The sequence below is a fragment of the Sorangium sp. So ce726 genome, from assembly GCF_051521405.1.
Classification (GTDB): domain Bacteria; phylum Myxococcota_A; class Polyangia; order Polyangiales; family Polyangiaceae; genus Sorangium.
The window spans coordinates 4,827,855-4,847,311 of the sequence record NZ_CP150349.1 but is presented as its reverse complement, the minus strand read 5'-3'; the positions used below and the strand labels follow the sequence as shown (position 1 = coordinate 4,847,311).

16 protein-coding genes are annotated in these 19,457 nt (G+C 73.5%); 7 read left to right on the top strand and 9 right to left on the bottom strand.

What is annotated here, in order from left to right:
- The first annotated feature begins 179 nt into the window (after positions 1–179).
- Complete coding sequence (locus tag WME79_RS18100; protein ID WP_437537279.1) at positions 180–1,955, top strand: L,D-transpeptidase; 1,776 nt, start codon at positions 180–182, stop codon at positions 1,953–1,955.
- Between the two features lie 180 nt (positions 1,956–2,135).
- On the opposite strand, the gene WME79_RS18095 is transcribed toward WME79_RS18100, so the two are convergent.
- The gene (locus WME79_RS18095) at positions 2,136–2,585 is read right to left on the bottom strand and encodes an acyltransferase (protein WP_437537276.1); all 450 of its coding nucleotides are present in this window, start codon (positions 2,583–2,585) and stop codon (positions 2,136–2,138) included.
- A gap of 473 nt (positions 2,586–3,058) precedes the next feature.
- Here WME79_RS18095 and WME79_RS18090 point away from each other — a divergent pair, with 473 nt between their 5' ends.
- On the top strand, positions 3,059–3,811 hold the full coding sequence (locus tag WME79_RS18090) for a hypothetical protein (protein WP_437537274.1): 753 nt from the start codon (positions 3,059–3,061) through the stop codon (positions 3,809–3,811).
- A 43-nt stretch (positions 3,812–3,854) separates the two neighbouring features.
- Here WME79_RS18090 and WME79_RS18085 read toward each other — a convergent pair whose 3' ends face one another.
- A complete protein-coding gene (locus WME79_RS18085; protein WP_272098384.1) occupies positions 3,855–4,247 on the bottom strand; it encodes a response regulator in 393 nt (130 codons plus the stop codon).
- A 208-nt stretch (positions 4,248–4,455) separates the two neighbouring features.
- Positions 4,456–4,890, bottom strand: coding sequence for a DUF309 domain-containing protein (locus tag WME79_RS18080; RefSeq protein WP_437537271.1), 435 nt, complete (start codon positions 4,888–4,890; stop codon positions 4,456–4,458).
- Between the two features lie 82 nt (positions 4,891–4,972).
- Between WME79_RS18080 and WME79_RS18075 the strand changes: the two genes are divergently transcribed.
- Complete coding sequence (locus tag WME79_RS18075; protein ID WP_437537268.1) at positions 4,973–5,146, top strand: hypothetical protein; 174 nt, start codon at positions 4,973–4,975, stop codon at positions 5,144–5,146.
- Between the two features lie 44 nt (positions 5,147–5,190).
- On the opposite strand, the gene hflX is transcribed toward WME79_RS18075, so the two are convergent.
- From hflX to glgA, 6 genes are all read right to left on the bottom strand, one after another.
- Entirely contained in the window at positions 5,191–6,621 is a 1,431-nt protein-coding gene (gene hflX / locus WME79_RS18070; RefSeq protein WP_437537266.1) for a GTPase HflX, read from the bottom strand.
- A 232-nt stretch (positions 6,622–6,853) separates the two neighbouring features.
- Complete coding sequence (locus WME79_RS18065) at positions 6,854–8,776, bottom strand: GAF domain-containing protein (protein ID WP_437537263.1); 1,923 nt, start codon at positions 8,774–8,776, stop codon at positions 6,854–6,856.
- A gap of 325 nt (positions 8,777–9,101) precedes the next feature.
- The gene (locus WME79_RS18060) at positions 9,102–10,511 is read right to left on the bottom strand and encodes a WD40/YVTN/BNR-like repeat-containing protein (protein ID WP_437537260.1); all 1,410 of its coding nucleotides are present in this window, start codon (positions 10,509–10,511) and stop codon (positions 9,102–9,104) included.
- Positions 10,512–10,546: 35 nt separating this feature from the next.
- Positions 10,547–11,008 (bottom strand): FixH family protein, encoded by a 462-nt coding sequence (locus WME79_RS18055; protein ID WP_437537257.1) that lies wholly within the window; start codon positions 11,006–11,008, stop codon positions 10,547–10,549.
- On the bottom strand, positions 11,001–11,996 hold the full coding sequence (locus WME79_RS18050) for a hypothetical protein (RefSeq protein ID WP_437537254.1): 996 nt from the start codon (positions 11,994–11,996) through the stop codon (positions 11,001–11,003). The genes WME79_RS18055 and WME79_RS18050 overlap by 8 nt, the downstream gene beginning before the upstream one ends.
- Before the next feature lie 185 nt (positions 11,997–12,181).
- Positions 12,182–13,636, bottom strand: coding sequence for a glycogen synthase GlgA (gene glgA, locus WME79_RS18045; protein ID WP_437537251.1), 1,455 nt, complete (start codon positions 13,634–13,636; stop codon positions 12,182–12,184).
- Between the two features lie 206 nt (positions 13,637–13,842).
- On the opposite strand from glgA, the gene WME79_RS18040 reads away from it, so the two are divergent.
- The 4 genes from WME79_RS18040 (at position 13,843) to WME79_RS18025 (ending at position 19,395) form a co-directional block, all read left to right on the top strand.
- A complete protein-coding gene (locus tag WME79_RS18040) occupies positions 13,843–15,048 on the top strand; it encodes a vWA domain-containing protein (RefSeq protein ID WP_437537248.1) in 1,206 nt (401 codons plus the stop codon).
- A gap of 87 nt (positions 15,049–15,135) precedes the next feature.
- A complete protein-coding gene (locus WME79_RS18035; protein ID WP_437537245.1) occupies positions 15,136–16,188 on the top strand; it encodes an RluA family pseudouridine synthase in 1,053 nt (350 codons plus the stop codon).
- Between the two features lie 204 nt (positions 16,189–16,392).
- Complete coding sequence (locus WME79_RS18030; RefSeq protein ID WP_437537242.1) at positions 16,393–17,334, top strand: hypothetical protein; 942 nt, start codon at positions 16,393–16,395, stop codon at positions 17,332–17,334.
- Positions 17,335–17,445: 111 nt separating this feature from the next.
- Positions 17,446–19,395: a molybdopterin-dependent oxidoreductase gene (locus WME79_RS18025; protein WP_437537239.1), complete on the top strand. Its 1,950-nt coding sequence runs from the start codon at positions 17,446–17,448 to the stop codon at positions 19,393–19,395.
- The last annotated feature ends 62 nt before the right edge of the window (positions 19,396–19,457 follow it).

Genomic DNA, 19,457 nt, shown 5'->3' with positions numbered 1-19,457 from the left:
CGATGCCTTCCCTCGCTCGAGCCCCTGCCCCCGCGTCGCTGCCCGCACCGCAGCGCTCCCCGCGCACTCACTCTCGCGCCCGCGTCGGCTCTCGCGCCACGGCGCCCTCCCGCTCTCTCTCTGGCGCCCTGCTCCGCGCTGAGTCTCTCGCCGTCGCCTTCACCGGCGCCTCCGCGCTCATGCTGGCAGCCGCGGCCTGCTCACCGTCCCAGGATCCGCCCGGCAGGGCCACCAACGATCACCGCTCCGGCGCCGCTCACGCGACCGCCCCGCTCGCCGCCGGCGCCGCCCTCGCGGCCCCGGGCCTCCCCTCGTCCGAACCGCTGGCCCCCTCTCCCGGGTCTGCCGCGCCGGACGCCGTGTCTCCTGCGTCGCTCGCGTCGTCGGCCGCCGCATCGCCCTCCTCGAAAGAGGCCACGCTCCCGGGCCAGGGCGCGAAGATCGCCAGCATCGCGATGCGCACCTGGATCTACGTCGCTCCCGACGAGCGCTCGACGAAGCTCGGCTACCTGCGTGCCGGCGCGGTCGTCGAGCGGGCCGAGCTCCCTGCGGGCACCGACGGATGTGCTGGCGGTTGGTACCGGATCGCGCCGCGCGGTTACGTCTGCGTGGGCAAGGGCGCCTCGCTCGCGCTCGAGCACCAGGTGGTCGCCGCCGCCGTGCGCGGCCCGCGCCGTGGTGCGCCGGTGCCTTACTTCTACGTCATGTCGGGCTCGCCCCCGCCGCACCTCTACTTCCGCCTCCCGACCGTCGAGGATCAGCGCCGCGTCGAGGGGTCCACGCTCGGCGTCCACCTCGCCCGCGCCGCTGTCGCGCCGTCTTCATTGCCGCTCGATCCTGTGCCGGAGTTCCTCCTCGCCGGCCGGGATCTCCCCAAGCCGTACGGCGCCGAGGAGAAGCTCCACTACTCCGTGCACACGGGCCGCACCAAGGAGAGCTCCGCCTTCGGCCTGATCACGACCTTCGAGTGGACCAACCGCCGCTTCGGCCTCACGACCGAGCTCGACCTCATCCCGCTCGATCGCACCCGCCCCGCGCGCCTCAGCGCGATGCGCGGCGTGATCATCAAGGATCTCGACGCCGAGGGCGCCGAGGTCCCCGCGAGCGCCTCCGACGCGGCATCCCCGGCCGCCGCGGCGTCGTCGGCATCCCCCACGTCCTCGGCCGCCCCGACGCCCGCCGCCGCTCCACCGGCCGACACCGCGAGCTTCTCCATCGCCGAGCTGCCTGCCGACGAGCTCCCTCCCCCGCCGCCCGGCACCGATGCCCGGTCCGATCCCGCCTTGAAGGGCGCCCCTGCTTTCGTCCGCGTCCATGGCGCGACCCGGCAGCGCCCCTCGGCGTCGGGCCGCGCGCTCGTCGACGCGGGCCTCGCGCCGCACCGCTCGGGCTGGGTGCTCACCGGCCGCACGCGTGGCGGGGCCAAGGGCCTGCTCGAGACCACCGAGGGCTCATGGCTCGCCGCCGACCACCTCGTCATCGCCGAGCTGCGCAAGGATCCTCAGGGCTTCGCGCGCGACGGCAAGAAGTGGATCGACATCTCGATCCGCCGCCAGATGCTCGTCGCTTACGAGGGCACGCGCCCCGTGTTCGCGGCGCTCATCTCCAGCGGTCGCAGCGGCATGGCCGATCCCGAGGAGACCGACGCCACCGTCCGCGGCTCGTTCTACATCCACGCAAAGCACGTCTCGACGACGATGGACGGCGACGATGAGGCGTCCGAGGCGTTCGATCTGCGTGACGTGCCGTACACCCAGTACTTCCACGGGGGTTACGCGCTGCATGGCGCGTACTGGCACGACGAGTTCGGCAAGGCGCGCAGCCACGGCTGCATCAACCTGGCCCCCGCCGACGCGGCCTGGCTCTTCGAGTGGACCGAGCCCGCCGTCCCGCCCGAGTGGCACGGAGCGCTGAACATCGAGGGCGGCGGCACGCTCGTCTACGTGCACGGCTGACGGCTCCGCGCACGGCTGACGGCTCCGTGCACGGCCAATGGCTCCGCGCACGGCTCATGGCTCCGGCTGCCCCGACACCCTCAGGACAGCCGGACAACCAGCCCAGCTCGCCAGATGCATCCGGCACGCTGAGCGGGGGGGCCGCTCACCCGACCGCTGCTCGCCCTCCCGACCGTCCCGTTACTGGCAGGACGCCGGCATCTGCGCGCCGAGCAGGAGGCCGCGCAGGGTCGAGAGCGCTTGCCGCCCCTGCGGCGAGTTCGCCAGGCCGTCGCACGCCGAGGCGGCCGCGAGGTAGCCGCCCTGCTGCTCGGGCGGGGCCGACTTCGCGTTCTGGCGCAGCGCCGCGCAGCACTTGCGGATCCCGCTGGGATCGCCCGTGCCGACCACCTTCTTTCCAGCGTCCGCGTCCGCCGTGTCGGCGTCTGCCGCGTCCGCCCCGGCGTCCTCTTCGGGCACGATCTGCGTCGTGGGGGTCGGCGTCGGGGCCGGCGTCGGGACGACGGGCGGAGCGGAGGGCACCGGCGGCACGTCGTCCTCTTCCTTCTTGGGGCACCCGCTGGTGACCAGAGCCACTGCAAGGGGGAACATCAGCGCCCCCAGAACCGTGAAGAGCCGTGTGGGTTTCATCTCACCTCAAGTATCCGATTCGCGTTTGCGTGGGAACTTCTGTTCGACGAGGAACGCCCCGATCGCAACCAACTTCCCCGAGCGCACGCGGTCATGAGGCCCGCCGGTTGCACGCCCTCGGCGATCCGAGCGGTCGAAGTATGGGCGTCACGAGCCCGCTCGCAAGATCGCGAACGCCGCCGACGGGCGCGCTTCAGGTGCTCCCCGACCTCGGTAGCAGGCGCGTGCGTCGCGGCGAACACGGCGAGCGCGGCGAACGCGATGCGCACGGCGAACGCGACGAACGACGGCGCGCGCGCGGGGCGGAATCGCTCGCAACGCCCCGCGATCGCCGCCGATCAGCGTGGGCCTGGGCGCGCGCGGGCCCAAGCACACGCGCGTGTGCATGTCCAAATCTCGAAAGGACACGCCGACCGGCCGGCGCAGGCGCGCGACTCCAGCGCTCGACCGATACGGCTGAAGCGGGAGCAACCATGAAGTACACGCAGCACGAGGAGTGGAGGAACGAACCGCGAGCCGCCGTCACCAGCCCGGGAGAAGACACATCGGTCTCGTTCTCGGTGGACGCGCCCTCGCCGGACGCGCCCTCGCTGGATACGCCGGCGATCACGGAGGATGCCGCCGTCACGGCCCCGCCCGCGGCGCGCGCCGCGAGCGAGGAGAGCGACGCGTCCTCGGGGCAGATCGACCTCACCGCGCTGAAGGGCGGCGAGGACGGCGCCCGCCCCCAGGTCCTCGACCTCTTGCCGATCTTCCCGTTCGGCGAGCCGCCCGCGCCCGCGCCCGTGCCTGAGGCGCCGGCGCTCGACGCGCCCGCGCGCACGTGGCGCGCCCGCTCGGTCGCCGTCCTGCTCGCAGGCGCCACCGCGATCGCGGCCCTCACGGCGGGCATCTCTGCCCCGGATGCCGCCGCCACCTGCCCTCGCGCGACGGCCGGCCTCGCCGCCGCCGCGCGCGCGGTCGAGGCGCGGCTCCCGCGCATCGAGGCGCCCGCCGAGCGCACGCTGATCGCGCCGCCTGTCGAGCGCAACAGCGCTGAGAACGCGCCCGACGGCGTAGTCGCCTCGCGGCGCGCGCCCGAGAACCGCGTGCGGGCCACGGGCGCAGCCGCGCCGACGCGCAGCAAGCCTGGCCCCTCGACGCCGGACACGACCGACCGTCGCGCTCCCTCCGACCCGTGCCGCGGCGACCTCCTCTGCGCGATGCGCCGCGCCACGGGCGGCTGATCCGCCTCCACCTCGGCCGGGCTCGCGCCCGGCCTTGGCGTGCTCAGGCGGAGGCCGGGCTCGGGCCGGGCGGGCACCCCGCGTGCGCCGCGATCGAATCGAGCAGGCGGTTCAGATCGAACGGCTTTGCGACCGACGCGCACGCGCCCACCTCGCGGGCCCAGGTGCCGGCGTCCACCGCGGCCGTCATCACGAGGATGGGCGCGCGCGGACCAGGGCACGACGCGTACGCGCGGGCGAACCCCCAACCGTCCATCACCGGCATGCGCATGTCGAGGAGGATCAGATTCGGCCGGTTGCGCTCCAGCAGCGCGAGCGCGGCCTCGCCGTCGCTCGCCGAGAGGACGTCATAGCCCTCCTCCTCCAGCGTGATCTCGAGCATTTCCCGGATCTCCTGGTCGTCGTCCACGATCAGGATCTGCTTGCGCCGTGTCACGCGGCTCCTTTCGGTTTGCAGCTTGGCCCGAGGCTCGGCGCTCGCCGTCCCCTCCACTCCGGTTCCACAGTACCCGTCTGCCACGATATCCCCCCACACGGGCGCTTCCCATGCGCGAACACCACTCAGGCAAACGATGTCACGCCCGCGTCCCATGTCGCACGCGACGAGCGCAATATCGACTGCGGAGCCCGTTCGGGTCAGAAGCTCACGGCCGCGAGCGCGCCCCGGACGGCGAGGGCGGCGCGACATCGCCCGCGATCTCCATCCTGGGCACAAGCGAGGCGTCGATCTCGGTTCTCTCTCCGCTCACGAGCTGCTCGATCACGGCCGCTGCACGGGTGATGTCGTCGACGAGCAGCTGGATCGCCAGCCCGCCCATACCGTCAGGCGTGCCCGCGAGCCGAGCGCGCGCCTTGTCGAGCAGGCGCAACGCGCCCGGTGGGCTCTGCATCCTCGTGAGCTTGTGCAGGGCCGCCGCGACGAGGATGAGCCCCTGGAGAAACGTCTTCCTCACGGGGTCCGTCTCGTCGCGCCACCCGGACTCCCACAGCTCGTGCGCCTCGAAGAACCGCCCCGCGCGGTAGGCTTCCAGCCCGCGTTGGACGATCGCTTCGAGCGCGGCGTCGGTGGAGGAGCTCATGGCGCGGAGCGACAGCGGACAGCGGAGCGTACCACGCGCCCCGGACGCCCGCGCTCCGGCGCTCCGGTGCTACGCTCGGCGCGTGCAGCGGTGGCTCCTCGTCGCGGTGATTGCTGGGCTCCACCTCCTGGCGTTCGCGATCGGCATCGTCCTGCGCCGCCGCAGACGACGGCGGCAGCGCCTGCAGGCTGACGAGGCGCGCGCCATCGCCGCGCACGCTGACGCCGCGCGCGCCCGCGCCGCCCGCCCGCGCTGACGCCGCTCGCCCGCGCCGACGCCACGCGCGCCAGCGCCGCCCCCTCAGCGCGCGAGCAGGCTGCGCAGCCGATCGAGCGCCGCCGCGTGCGCCCGCACCGAGAGCCGGCCGCCGACGTCGTCGTACTCCTCCGAGAGCACGCGCGCGTTCTCGTAGATCTCCCCGATGAGGCCCTGCTTCGCGTACGGCAAGAGCAGCTCGGCCTCCACCATCGACTGCTCGAAGAACGCGATGATCGCCTCCCGCAGCGCCGCCACGTCGGCCGGGATCTTCGCCGACAGCAGCGTCGCCTCGGGGAACTCGAGGCGCAGCGCGTCCCGCTCCTCCTCGGAGAGCCGGTCCACCTTGTTCAGCAGGAGCCGGCTCGGCACCTCGCTCGCGCCGATCTCGGAGAGCACGCCGCGCGTCACCGCGAGCTGATCGCGGAACGTCGGATCCGACGCGTCGGCCACGTAGAGCAGGAGCGACGCCTCGAGCGCCTCGTCCAGCGTCGAGCGGAAGCTCGCCACGAGATCATGCGGCAGCTTCTTGATGAAGCCGACCGTGTCCGAGACGAGGATCCGCGGGCGCACCTCCGGGTGGAGCGCGCGCACCGTCGTGTCGAGCGTCGCGAAGAGCTTGTCGGCGACGAGCACCTCGCTGCCCGTCAGCGCCCGCATCAGCGACGACTTCCCCGCGTTCGTGTAGCCGACCAGCGCGACGCGGCGCTGCCCTTGCCGGAGCGCGCGGCGCGTCGTCTGCTCGCGCTGGACCGCGGCGAGCTCCTCCTTCAGCTCCGCGATGCGGTCGCGGATCTTGCGCCGATCGAGCTCGAGCGCGCTCTCGCCGGCGCCCTTGCCGCCGATCCCGCCGCGCTGCCGGTCCCCGCCGCCGCCCGTCTCCCGGAGCCGCGGCGCGACGTAGTTGAGCCGCGCGATCTCGACCTCGAGCTTCGCCTCCCGGCTCCGCGCGTGGCGGTGGAAGATCTCGATGATCACGCCCGCCCGGTCGAGCACCTGCGCGCCCGTCGCCCGCTCCAGGTTGCGCGCCTGGCTCGGCGAGATGTCGTGGTCGACCGCCACGACCGTCGCCCGGCGCGCCGCCTGCCCGGCGCCGCCCGCGCGCGGCCCCGCGCCGCCGTCGTCGCCCGCGTCGTCGCCGTCGTCGCCGTCGAGTTCGACGTCGTCCTCGTCCCCCTCACCGCTCTCGGCGGCCCGGCGCGCGCGCGCCTTGTTCTTTCGCTCCGGCGCGCCCGAGGGCACGACGCCGCTGCCGCCCGTGAGCTCCGCGAGCTCCCTGAGCTTGCCCTCCCCGAGCACCGCGGCCGCCGCGAGCGCGCTGCGCCGCTGCGACACGGTCGCGATCACGTCGAAGCCGAGCGTGTGCACGAGGCGGCCGAGCTCGGCCAGATCGGCGGCGTGCTCGACATCGTCGACGCCGGGGAGCTGCACCCCGACGAGCACAGCGAGGGGACGTTCTTGGTTGGTGGTGGTCATACAGTGGTGTGCGAGGGCGGGAGCTTCGCCTCATCCACCCCCGCGACGCAAGCCGCCGCGCGCTCGCCCGCGCCTCGCCGCGTCGCCTGGGACGAACCCGCCGGGCTCGCTCCGGCGAACTGCCGAGCTCACCCCGACGCGAACCACCAAGGCGGGCAGGGACAGCCCGACGCCGCCAGCGGGCGCCGCCTTCCGAGCACGCCCGAGGCACGCGCGCCGCGTACGAGCGGCGTCACCGCCCTCGCGCCGCCTCGCCGTGCAGCCGCGCGCTCTCGATGGCCAGCGACGCGAAACGCCCGAGCTCCGCGGCCACGCCCGTGTCGTCTTGCCGGAGCTCGCGCTCCACGGTCCAGAGGCTCAGCAGGCCGAGCTTGCGGCCGCGCGCCGCGAGCGGCACGAGGATCGCCGAGCGGGCGCCGAGCTCTCGCAGCGCCGAGAGGTGCTCCGGCCCGCGGGCGATCCGCTGCAGCCACGGATCGGTGACCAGCGGGATCAGCGTCGCCTCCCTGCGGGCCGCCGCCTCGGCCAGCGACGCGGCGTCGCCGAGCAGCAGCGGCGGGTGCTTGAGCAGCCTCGGCAGGAGCGCCCGCGCCTCGGGCAGGCGCGCGGACGCGACGAGCCGCGGGGTACCCCCGCCGTCGTCGAGATCGAGCGCGCAGAGGTCCGCGAAGCGCTCGCCGCCGAGGCGCACCACCTGCTCGACCGTCCCGTCGTGGTCGAGCGACTCCGCTATCAGCGCGCTCGCCTCGATCAGGAGCTGCCGCGCGCGCTCCGCCTTCCTGAGCTCGGTCACGTCCTCGAGCGTCATCACCGCCGCGGTGATGCGCCCGTCGGCGTCGCGCACGGGGGCCACACTGAAGCTCCCGAGGCGGCGCTCTCCGTCCGCGCGGACGAACTCCATCTCGTCGCGAGAGACCGTCTCGCCGCCGTGCAGCGCCCGGTGGAGCAGCCAGCGCGCGCGCTGGTCGTCGTCGGTCTCGCTGAGCAGCGTCCGCACCGGCGCGTTGCTCGGGGTCTCCTCGGGGCCGCGGACGATCTCCGCGAACCGCCGGTTGTTGAGCGCGATGGCGCCCGACGTCCCCTCCGCGACGACCACGCCGACCGGGAGCCGCTGGATCGCGGCCTCGAACCGGCCGCGCTCTGCGGCGAGCTGCTCGCGCAGCTGGGCCTGGGTCGCGAGCGCGGCCGCGCGCTCGGCCGCCTTCTTGAAGAGCAGCCGGTCGCCCTCGGAGAACTCCGCCACGCGGCGGGAGCTCACGACCGTGACGCCGACGAGGCGGCCCTCCGAGAGCATCGGCACGCCGTAGAGCGCGTGGAGCGCGTCGCTCGGGCGCTCGCTCTGCGCCCCCGACTCGGGCCCCGCCGCGCCGCCCCCGGCGTCGGTGGCCAGCGGATCCGGCGCCGCCGAGCGCAGCGCCACCGGGCGCCGCTCGCGGACCACGCGCCCGACGAAGCCCTCCGCCAGCCTGTAGGCGCGCAGGCCCCACAGCGCCTCGTCGACGCCGATGCCGGCGCGGATCCGCAGCACCTCACCCTCGAGCAGCAGCATCACCGCCCAGTCGACCGACCGCGTCGACTCGACGAGCACCTCGACCAGCCGCCGCAGCAGCCGATCGATGTGGACGTTGCCCATGCCCTCGGCCGAGACGCGATCGAGCGCGCCGAGCGCGCGCTCGCGGAGCGCGGCGCTCCGCGTCGCCGGATCGATGATCACCTGATCGAGCACCTCGTGCAGGATCGTCATCTCGACCCACGACGGCTGCGTGCCTGTCCGCTCGAGCATCCGGAGCACGCAGCGGCGCAGCACCGAGTACTGCGCGGCGACGTCCTCCAGCTCGAACCCGTCGCGGAGCTTGTCGAGCACGCGGAAGCCGAGCAGCGGCTCGGGGAACTCGACCGACACGGACTCGACGCCGCTCCACGCGTCCTGGTCCGCGTCGCCCGGCGGCGCCGCCGCCGCGGACACGGCGGCCTCGAGGCGCTCGGCGAGGCGCGCGAAGATGGAGGGCAGCTCCTCGCGCAGCGCGATATAGCCGGGGGACTGCTCGCCCGGCGCTCGGCGACGCTCGGCGCGCTCCCAAGCCTCCAGGATCTCCGCGCTGTGGGCGCGCAGGAAGACGGCGAGCGGCGATCTGGGAAGGTCTCTAGGGGCCATTCACGCGCTGGCCGGAGCCGCGGCACGCTCAGTCTACGACAGCCCACGAGGACGTAGATCCAGAAACGAACCAGGCCGCGGCTTGCCCGTCCGGCTCTCCTGCGGACGGCGCCGAGTCGGTCCGGCCTCTCCGTCCGTACCCTTCTCCCTGCGCCATGCGAGCGCCCTTCCATAAGCGGTTATGTCGCGCTCGCCTGCACGCAGGCGCCATCGCTCTCGCCCGCGTCATCGCGCTCACCTGCGCGCCTGCGCCGTCGCGCTCGCTCGTGTGCCGCGGCGCTCGCGCTCCCGGCTGCCAGCGCGCTCGCTCGCGCGTGTCGCCGCGCTAGCGAGCGCGCCTGCGACGCCGCGCGCCCGCGACGCCCGCCGCGAGCGCGAACCCGATCGCGCTGCTGGCGGGCGGCGCGGCGTCCTCGCCCCGCGCCGCGCCCGCGCCGATCTTGCACCCGCACCCGTCCGACGCCTCCGCTGGCGGCGGCTCGGATCCCCCGCCGCCGCTGCCGGTCGCTGCGGCGCCGTCGCACTGCTGGGAGCCGATGGTGAGCTCCGTCGCACCCCACAGCGGATCGCAGGTCGAGGCCGCGCCGCTCTCCGGCGCGCACTCGATCGGCCCGCAGAGCCCGTCGAGGTGCAGCAGCGCGGAGAAGCTCTCGCCGTCGTCGCTCGATCGTCCCACCGTGAAGCCGTCGGCGAACTCGTCGCCGCAGGCGAAGAGCGCCTCGGCGGTCCAGGTCAAGCACCGGGCGCCGACGTCCGAGATCTTCTCGAACTCGAGCGACGCGGCCGGCGCGCGCCAGATCCCGTCCTGGGGCCCGCCCACGATCACGGTCGCGCCGTCCGGCGAGAGCGCGAACCCGAGGAGGTCGCCGGCGCTCTCGAAGGCGGTGGTGAAGCTGCGCCCTCCGTCCTTCGAGACGAGCAGCGCGTCGGTCGGATCGCCGTCGAGCCGCACGTAGACGATGTCGGGGTCGACGGGATCGATCGCGCCCAGAAACGGCAGGCGCATGTCGTCGCTCCCCGGGATGTCGAGCCGCTCCCAGGTCGCGCCGCGATCGTCGGTGCGCTGGAGGGCCCCGGTGTAGTCGGGCGCGCCGTAGCGGCCGCTCACGTAGACGCGAGCGCGCTCCGAGGGGGCAGCGTCGACCGTGTGGGCAAGGAAATCCCCGGGCAGATCGACGCCGGCCTGCGTCCAGCTGTCCGCGTTGTCGCTCGTCTCCCAGAGCTGGGTCAGGAACTGACCCGCCCCGAGCCCTGCGCTGACGACGAGCACGGCACGGGAGGGGTCCTCGCGATCGGCCGAGAGGTCGATGACGTAGCGGTTCATCAGATCGCCCTGGGCGAACGACCAGTCGCAGCCGCCGTTCTTCGACGCGCTGAGGCCGTCGAAGACCCCGGCGATGATCGTCCCGTCGGCGAGGAAGGCGAGCATCGGATCCTCGTTCCCGCCGAAGCCGACGATCGGCTCGCAGATCCAGCGCCAGCGCTCGCCGCCGTCGTGCGTGGCGAGCAGGCCGTAGGTCGCGCGGACCATGAGGCGCGACGGGTCGCTCGGGTGCGACGCGATCAGGCCTGCGGCAGGGAAGCGGCCGTTGGCCGAGGCCGGCGCGGAGAACGCCGCGACCGAGACCAGCGCCGCGACCGAGAGCAGCGGCGCCGCGCAGGACGAGAGGGGGCCACGCCGCCGCGCGCCTGGCCCGCTGCGGGGGTGACACGTCGGCGCTGGGAGGGCTCGCACGGAGCGTTCTGTAGGGGCTCGCACGAGGCGTGAGCCTAGTGGACGTCGAACTCGAATGCCGCCTCGTCGATGAGGGACGAGGTCAGGACCCGGCATTGCACGTCCCAGAGGCCCCCCATCCCGAAGGGCACGTCGGCGACCTCGTACACGCCGGGCTCGATCTCCGCGCCCTCGTGCGCGGACCCGTGCCCCATGCTCGTCATGCTGGCGTAGACGCGGAGCTTGATCCGCTGCACCGGGTCCCGCGAGTCGGTCCAGGTGAGCCGCACGTGGAAGGTGTTGAAGCCTCGCTTGATCGGCTCGGTCGACTCCACCGCAAACTCGATGCGCCCGTTCATGCCGACGTCCAGCCGGTGGCCGTCATCCGGCTCCACGTCCCGGGATCCGCAGCCCGCCGGCGAGAGGAGGGCGAGCGCCGCGATCAGCGCGGCGCGGGCGCCCGCCCCGCGGCGCCTGGGAGGTGACTTCAGCGAAGGCTGTTCACGAGGTTCAATCACGTCTTCCCCACACGTAGCGGAGGCCTGCGGACAGGGCGGCGAACGCGCCCTCGTTGCGGCCGATCCCGGAGACCGGCACATCCACCTGGAGGTTGCCGACGGCGGTCCAGCGCGCGCCGATGTCGTGGGCCAGCACGGCGAGCAGCGCTGTCCGCACGCGCTCCTTTCCCATGGACTTGCGGGGGCCCGGGCCCGGCTCGGTCTCGCGCGGCGCGCCCTCGCGCTCGTGGAGCGCGCCCACGGTGAGCGAGGCGCCGGAGGTCCACGAGGGCCCCGCCGCGGCGAGGATCTGCACGCGGGGCGCGGACCGCGCCGTGTCGCCGTCCGGGAGACGGTAGCTGGTGCGGACGCTGGTCGAGGCAGAGAGCAGCGCGTGGAACGAGTCCCACGACTTCTCGAAGATCATCCCCGGCCGGATCTCGGCCACCCCGAGGCCGGTCGTGTCGGCGCCCGTGATGTCGACGCCCATCGCGCGGGCGCCGGTCGCGCCGCTCACCCCAGCGTCGAGCGGCGCCGTCCCGGTGCTCGGGCCGCGCCCGATCGGGAGCGTCACGCCGAGCGTGAACGCAGCGGACGGGATCCACGGCGACGCCGCGCCCTCGATGAGAGCGATCCTGGCTGCCGCGCCCAGGTCACCCGGCCCGCCGCCGGACGACGTGGCGCCGAGCCCCACCCCGCTCCAGGTGATCATCATCGGAACGGAGACGGCGAGCTGGAGGTGATCGCCGGCCCGCACCAGCCACCCGGCCTCGGCCCTCAGCTCGCGGTGGTAGACGCCCTCGCCGGACGTGTCGAAGCCTCCGTCCACCGCCCACGCCCCGAGCTGCTCCGTGAGCCGGGCGGAGAAGCTCGCAGCGGCGCGCTCCGAGGGAGCGAGCCACTGGGCCATGCCGTGGCCCGCCCCGCAGCAGGCCGACGCGCGCGCGGCCCTCGGGTGCACCGCGAGCGACAGCAGGAGCACCACACCGGCGACGGCTCTGGCCAGCACGGCCGCTCCTATAGGCGCGGCTCCTGCCCCGCGCCAATGCGACACGTTGTCGCGCGGAGGGCACCTGATCTCGGTCGGGCCGCACCTTCACACGGCGTCCCGAGCCGTTTCCGTTCCGCGCGCAGAGCCCGGCGCCGCGCGCGGATCCCAGCGACCGCGCGCGGTGTTCGGCGACAGCGCAGAGCTCAGCTGGCGAGGGCTTGGCGGTAGACCTGGACGTAGCGGCGCGCGGGGCGGTCCCAGCCGAGGTCGAGGCGCATGATGCGGCGCTGGACCGCGGGCCAGCGGGGCGACGTGAGGGCCGCGAGGGCGCGCTGCACGCCGCCGAGCAGCGAGGTGGCCGTCGGCTTGTCGAACAGGAACCCCGTGCCGGTCTCCAGGGCGGCGTCGACGTCGACGATCGTGTCGACGAGGCCTCCCGTCCTGCACGCCACCGGGGCGGCGCCGTAGCGTTGCGCGTACAGCTGCACGAGGCCGCACGGCTCGAAGCGCGACGGCACGACCACGAGGTCGGCCGCGGCCATGAGCCGGTGCACGACGGCCTCGCTCACCCCGCCGAGGAACTTCGCCCGCTCGGGCGCCTTGGCCGCGGCGGCGGTGAGCTTCTCCATGAGCTCGGGGTCGCCCTCGCCGGCCACGACGACGCTGACGTCGCCCTTCAGGATCTTCGGTATGGCGTTCGCGAGCAGGTCGCTGCCCTTCTGTGCGACCACCCTGCCGATGGACACGAGGAGCGGGCGATCCGGCCGGATCTCGAGCCCGAGCTCCTGGAGGAGCGCGCTCTTGCAGCGGCCCTTGTTGCTCACGTCCTCCGCGTCGTAGCGGGCGATGATGGCCGGATCGGTCATCGGGTTCCAGACGGCGTAGTCGATGCCGTTGACGATGCCGGACAGCTGGTTCGTCCGGGTGCGGAGCACGCCGTCGAGGCGCTCGCCTTGCTTGGGCGTGAGGATCTCGTTCGCGTAGGTGGTCGAGACGGTGGTGAGCGCGTCCGCCGCCAGGATGCCGCCCTTGAGGAAATTGAGCTGGCCGTAGAACTCGAGCCGCTCGGGCCGGAAGTGCTCGTCATCGAGGCCGAGGTACGGGAGCGCGTCCTTCGGGAAGAGGCCCTGGTGCGCGGCGTTGTGGAGGGTCAGCACGGTCCGGCCGGGCGCGGACGGCTGGTGGCGGAGCAGGTACGGCACCATGGCGGTGGGCCAGTCGTGGGCGTGGACGATGTCGAACGGCGAGCCTGACCGGGCGCGCTGGCGGACGAGCTCCACGACGGCGCGGGAGAACAGGGAGAACCGGCGCGCGTTGTCCTCGTAGTCGCGCCCCTCCTCGCCGTAGATGCCGGGCCGATCATGGAAGCCTGGTACGTCGAGGACGACGAGCTCCACGCCCGTGCTGAGCCGCCCGTCGAAGAGCGTCACCTGGATCGGCCCGCCCGGCGACACCTTCGCATCGACCTCGAGCGGCATCGGGGTGAGGCGGCGCGCCATCATCAGCCCGCTCGAGTCGAGCGCCTGGTAGCGCGGCAGCGCGATCGTCACCTTGTGCCCGAGCAGCCGGAGCGCCTTCGAGAGCGACGACACGACGTCGGCCAGGCCGCCGACCTTGACGATGGGCGCGATCTCGGACGCAGCGAAGAGGATGTCCATGCGGGCGCCGTGTGTAGCACGAACCGGGGCGCGTACAGCGCGGCTTCCGAACCCACAGCAGCGCTGAACGCTGGCCGGCGCCCAGGGTCGCCGCAGAGGCAGCGCCACGCGCGCCGTTTCGAGCAACTTTCCATCCGCGCCACATCCACTTCCTGGGCCCTACATGGCGGAGACGGGCCGTCCTGCCCTGTGTATCGTTAATCTCCATGAGCAGTACCCTTAACTTTCCCAGGCTTTCCGTGCTCCTCGCCCTCCTCGCCACCGGCGTCGCGTTGAGCTGTGGCGGCAAGAACGACGGCGACAGTTCGTCCCAGGGCTCCGGCGGCATCGGTGGCAGCGGTGGTAGTGGCGGCAGCGGTGGTGCGGGCGACGGCGGCGCCGCCCCCGGCTCCGGTTCGGGCTCAACCGTCGGAGAAGGCGGCTCGGGTCTCGATTTCGCCGGCTCGCACAGCTCGAGCGGCATGGGCGGCGGCGGCGGCGCCTGCCAGCAGCTCGACATCACGTTCGAGCCGCAGACGCCGACCGTGATGATCGTCGTCGATCGCTCGGGCAGCATGTACGGCAGCGGCTTCTGGAACCCGCTCAAGACCGCGGTGCTCAACGTCGTCGACAGGCTGCAGGACAGGGTGCGCTTCGGCTTCGTGACGTTCACCGGGATCGAGAACAGGCAGTGCCCGCTGCTCGCGAGGGCCGACGGCATCGCCATCAACCACCACACTGCCATTTCCGCCGCCTACGACGAGGCCTCCACGGTGCCGCCCGGCAAGCTCGAGACGCCCACCGCCATGACGTTCAACGAGACGATCGTCCCGGAGCTCCTCGCGTTCCCGGAGCCCGGCCCCAAGTACATCCTGTTCGTCACCGACGGCGAGCCCGATCGCTGCGATGACGTGCTGGCCGTGTGCGCGCGCGACGATGTCGTCGGCGCGGTGCAGGACGCCTACGAGCAGGGCATCGGCACGTTCGTGTTCGGCCTCGGATCGGGCGCGCTCGCGCAGCACCTGCAGGACGTGGCGAACGCCGGCGCGGGCCAGCCCGTCCAGCGGCCCCGCAGCGGCACGAACGAGGATTGCTTCGCCGGCGCAGGCACCTATGAAAGCGTCGGCGGCACCGCCACGTACTACACGCCGAACCCCACCGACGCGTCCTCCCTGGAAGACGAGCTCAACGCGGCCATCGCCGGCGTCAAGAGCTGCACGTTCGACCTCCAGGGCTCGATCGAGGTCGACCTCCGCAACGCGTCGCTCGGCCAGGTGCTCCTCGACGGCACGCCCGTGCCCTACGACGCACAGAACGGCTGGACGATGGAAAGCGCCACCCGGCTCGTCCTTGTCGGCGACGCCTGCGAGCAGCTCAAGGACGCGCAGGAGATCTCGTTCGACTTCCCCTGCGAGATCCTCGTCCCTCAGTAAACATGCGCCGGCGCGCGCCGGCGCGCACCGCCCCTTTTCCGCGCCACAGGCCGGCGCTTTTGCTAAAGGCGAAGGCCAGCTCGACCCATGACCCGGATCAGCGCGCGAGAGCTCGCCGGCACGAGCGGCCCCTTCGGCCGCGGCACGCCGGTGGTGCGCCCCGCGGAGGTGCCGGAGGGGTCGGTCGTCACCGTGCTGCGCGTGCCGCCGGAGTCGGCCGGCATGCGGCTCGACCGGTTCGTCCAGACCCAGCTCAAGCGGACGAGCCGCACGCGCGCCGCCGAGATCGTCGCGCGCGGCGCCTACTCGCCCGAGGCGCGGCGCCTGCGCGGCAGCGATCGCGTCCGGCCGGAGCAGTGCATCCTCCTCTGGCGCGAGCCGTGGGACGAGCAGGCGCCCGACACCCCGATCCCGGTCCTCCACGAGGACGACGCGCTGCTCGCCATCGACAAGCCGGCGGGCCTGCCGGTGCACCCCACGGCGCGGTACCACAAGAGCACCGTGATCAAGATGATGGAGGCCGCGCGCCCCGGCGAGCGGTTGTTCCTGGCGCACCGGCTCGACCGGGAGACGAGCGGCGTGCTGCTGCTCTGCCGCACGCCCGAGGCCGACCGGACCGTGAAGGCGCAGTTCGAGGAGCGCACCGGCGTCGTCAAGCGCTACACCGCGATTGCCTGGGGTTGGCCCGAGCACGATACGTTCCGGGTCGAGCTGCCGCTCGAGCTCGACGACGCGAGCCGCTACAAGGTCAAGATGCGGGTCGCGTCGCCGGGCCGCGGCCTCGCGTCGGCCACCGCGTGCGAGGTGCTGGGCCGCCGCGCCGATCCCCTCACCGGCCGGCGCTACGCGCTCGTCCGCTGCACGCTCGAGACCGGCCGGCAGCACCAGATCCGGGTCCACCTCGCGTCGAGCGGCCTTTCGCTCGTCGGCGACAAGCTCTACGGCCCGGACGAGGGCATGTTCGCGCGCGGCGCCGACGGCGTGCTCACCGACGACGACCGCCGCGCGCTCGAGCTCGACCGTCACGCCCTCCACGCCGCGCTCCTGGAGCTCACGCACCCGATGACAGGCGAACGCGTGCGCATCGAGGCGCCGCTCTCGGACGATCTGCGCACCTTCTGGGACGCGCTCGACGCGTGATCCACGCGGAAGGCCGAGGATCCATCGCGGGCCAACCGTCCGCTCGTGTGTGTGCGGGGTGACGCTTGCGGGACGCGATGACACCGGTGGGCGAGGCTGCGCCTGCTGGCGCGCCATGGAAGCTGCGAGCCGGAGCCCCGCGCGAGCGCGCTCGAGCGCCTGCGGATCTTGTGCCGAAGTACCGACTTACGTACGATGGCCGAGATGACGCGTGCGCGAGACGACCTCGAGGCGCTGCGGGATCCAGCGCTCCGGTCCACACCGCTCGAGGCCGAGAGCACCGCCCAGAGCACGACATCCGGGCCGGTGCCTGGTCCGGGAGAGACGAGGCAGGACGCGGCGGCGCCCTCTCCACCAGGAGAGGCTGCCGGCGCCGGAGAACCGCGGCAGGCAGGCCCGGAGCGGACCGCGCCGGCCTCATCGGCCGGCGTGGCGCCGCTGCAGGCCGAACCGCGGGCCCGGGGCGACGAGAGCCTGGATCGGGAGCGCTACGAGCGGTACGCGATGCCGGCGAGCGACCTGCCCGCGGCCAACGTGCAGGCCTTCCGCGGCGACGCGAGCGGGGTGCTCGCGATCGTCCGGCGCGCCGTGCAGTCCGTCACGCGCGATCCGGCGCGCCACCGGCGGCGGCTGCCGAAGTCCCGCTTCGACGCGATCCGCAGCTTGCCGGAGCTCGCGATGGCGCTCGACTACGCGGTGACGCGCATGCAGCCCGAGAGCGCGCCGCCGCCCGAGGTCGTCGAGAAGCTCGATCTGCTCTACGGCGCGCTGCGCCCGACGATCGCCACGGCCGAGGTGTACTTCCCGCGCAGCATCGTCCCCGAGACCTTCGGCATCGTCCGGCGCGCGCTCGTCGCCGGCGATCCCGCGAGCGCGACGGCCACCATCACCAACCTCATCCTGGACCGGTGGAGCCACGTGCAGAGCCGGATCCCTGTCACCAGGGACGAGCTCACTCAGCTGAACAGCACCGCGAAGTGGCTGCTCAGCAACACCCGCCCTCCGGAGCGGCTCGACTCGAGGGACATCCGCGATCGGCTGTGGTCGCTCCTGCGCGAGCGCTACGAGCAGCTGCGGGCGATCGCTCAGGAGGTCTCGGGCGACGACTCGCGGGAGTACGCGCCCGAGCGGCTCGCGGCCGATTGATCCGGCGCGCGGAGCCGCCGCGGGGCGGCGTGGAGGCCCGGCCAGGTCCGGACGGATTTCCGGGGGGCGGGGCGGGTATACCGCCCCGCAGGCTCGATCTACGCTGCCGCCATGCAGGAGCTCCGCAAGACCACCTGTAACCGCGACTGCCCCGACGCCTGCAGCATCGTGGCCACCGTGGAGGACGGCCGCGTCGTGCGGCTCGGCGGCGACCCGGACCACCCGATCACGCGGGGCTTCCTCTGCTACCGCACGTCGCGCTTCCTGGAGACCCAGTACTCGCCCGAGCGGCTGACGACGCCGCTGCTCCGCAAGGGCGGCGAGCTCACGCCCGTCTCCTGGGAGGAAGCGCTCGACACCGCGGCCGAGCGGCTCCTCACGATCCGGCGCGAGTCCGGGCCGGCCGCGATCTTCCATTACCGGAGCGGCGGCTCGCTCGGGATGCTCACGGGCATCGCCGACGCCTTCTTCGCGCGGTTCGGGCCGGTCACGGTCAAGCGCGGCGACATCTGCTCCGGCGCGGGCGACGCCGCGCAGCTCACCGATTTCGGCGAGGAGGACAGCCATGACCTCGCCGATCTCCGGAGCGCCCGGCACATCCTCCTCTGGGGCAAGAACGTCTTCACCTCGAGCCCTCACACGCTCCCGGTGCTGCGCGAGGCGAAGGCGCGCGGCGCGGAGCTCGTGCTCATCGATCCGGTGCACCACAGGACGGCGTCGCTCTGCGGGGCGTTCTACCAGCCGCGCCCCGGTGGCGACTTCGCGCTCGCGATGGCCGTCGCCCGCGTGCTCTTCGACGAGGGGTGGGCCGACCCGCGCGCAGCGGACTACTGCGATCACCTCGACGCCTTCCGCGCGCTCGCGCGGCGGAGCTCGGTCGCCGCGTGGTGCCGCGAGGCCGACGTGCCCGAGCGCGCGGCCGTGGACCTCGCGCGCCGCCTCGCCGAGAGGCCCACGGCGATCCTCGTGGGCTGGGGCATGGGCCGGCGCACCTCGGGCGGGGCGATCGTGCGCGCCCTCGACGCGCTGGGAGCCGTGAGCGGAAACCTCGGCATCCCGGGCGGCGGCGTCTCGTTCTATTTCAAGCGGCGCCGCGCGTTCGACCTCTCGCCGTTCGAGGGCGAGCGCCCGGCGCCCCGCACCGTCTGCGAGCCCCTGCTCGGACGCGAGGTGCTCGGGATGAGCGACCCGCCGATCCGCGCCGTCTGGGTGACCGCCGGCAACCCGGTCGCGATGCTGCCCGAGTCCGACACGGTCGCGGAGGCGCTCCGGACGCGCGAGTTCGTCGTCGTGGTCGACTCGTTCCTCACGGACACGGCGCGGGTCGCCCACCTCGTGCTGCCCACGACGACGCTCCTCGAGGCGGACGACGTGATCGGCGCCTACGGCCACCATTACCTCGGCGTCGCCACGCCTGTGGTCCCGCCCCCGGCTGGAGTGAAGGGCGATCTCGAGATCATGCAGGCGCTCGCGCGGCGCGTGGGCCTCGGCGGTGCGCTCGACGGCAGCGCCCGCGACTGGAAGCGGCGGGTCACAGAGCCCAAGCTCGCCCCGCTCGGCATCACCCTCGAGACGCTGGAGCGCGGGCCGGTGCGCAACCCGCTGGCGCCGAAGGTGCTGTTCGAGGACCGCAAGTTCCCGACGCCGAGCGGCCGGGTCAACCTCATCACCGAGGCGCCGGAGGAGCGCGTGGATCCCGGCGCGAGCGAGTTCCCGCTGCTGCTCATGGCGCTCTCCACCGAGAAGTCCCAGTCGTCGCAGTGGGCGCGACCGCAGCACGGTCCGGCCGTCGTCACGGTCCACCCGGACGCGGCCGGCGGCGTGCCCGACGGCGGCGCCTGCCGGATCACGTCGCGCGTCGGCGCCATGACAGCGCTGATCCGCCACGATCCTGCCCAGCGCCGCGACGTCGCGCTCCTCCCGAAGGGAGGCCACCTCCGGGATGGCCGCTGCGCCAACGCGCTGATCACCGCGCGCACCACCGACATCGGCGAGGGCGGCGCGCTCTACGAGGAGCGGGTGCGCATCGAGCCGATCGACCTGCCAGCGCCCCTGCCCTAACCCGCGGCGCGCCGCCGCCCGCGCGGCGGACGCGGCTCACGGCGCGACGGGGCGCGGGCTCC

Coding starts and splice junctions, on each gene's coding strand:
- WME79_RS18040 (WP_437537248.1), top strand. CDS start 13,843: ATGAGCAGTACCCTTAACTTTCCCAGGCTTTCCGTGCTCCTCGCCCTC.
- WME79_RS18080 (WP_437537271.1), bottom strand. CDS start 4,890: ATGAGCTCCTCCACCGACGCCGCGCTCGAAGCGATCGTCCAACGCGGG.
- WME79_RS18065 (WP_437537263.1), bottom strand. CDS start 8,776: ATGGCCCCTAGAGACCTTCCCAGATCGCCGCTCGCCGTCTTCCTGCGC.
- WME79_RS18100 (WP_437537279.1), top strand. CDS start 180: ATGCTGGCAGCCGCGGCCTGCTCACCGTCCCAGGATCCGCCCGGCAGG.
- WME79_RS18090 (WP_437537274.1), top strand. CDS start 3,059: ATGAAGTACACGCAGCACGAGGAGTGGAGGAACGAACCGCGAGCCGCC.
- glgA (WP_437537251.1), bottom strand. CDS start 13,636: ATGGACATCCTCTTCGCTGCGTCCGAGATCGCGCCCATCGTCAAGGTC.
- WME79_RS18035 (WP_437537245.1), top strand. CDS start 15,136: ATGACCCGGATCAGCGCGCGAGAGCTCGCCGGCACGAGCGGCCCCTTC.
- WME79_RS18095 (WP_437537276.1), bottom strand. CDS start 2,585: ATGAAACCCACACGGCTCTTCACGGTTCTGGGGGCGCTGATGTTCCCC.
- WME79_RS18030 (WP_437537242.1), top strand. CDS start 16,393: ATGACGCGTGCGCGAGACGACCTCGAGGCGCTGCGGGATCCAGCGCTC.
- WME79_RS18025 (WP_437537239.1), top strand. CDS start 17,446: ATGCAGGAGCTCCGCAAGACCACCTGTAACCGCGACTGCCCCGACGCC.
- hflX (WP_437537266.1), bottom strand. CDS start 6,621: ATGACCACCACCAACCAAGAACGTCCCCTCGCTGTGCTCGTCGGGGTG.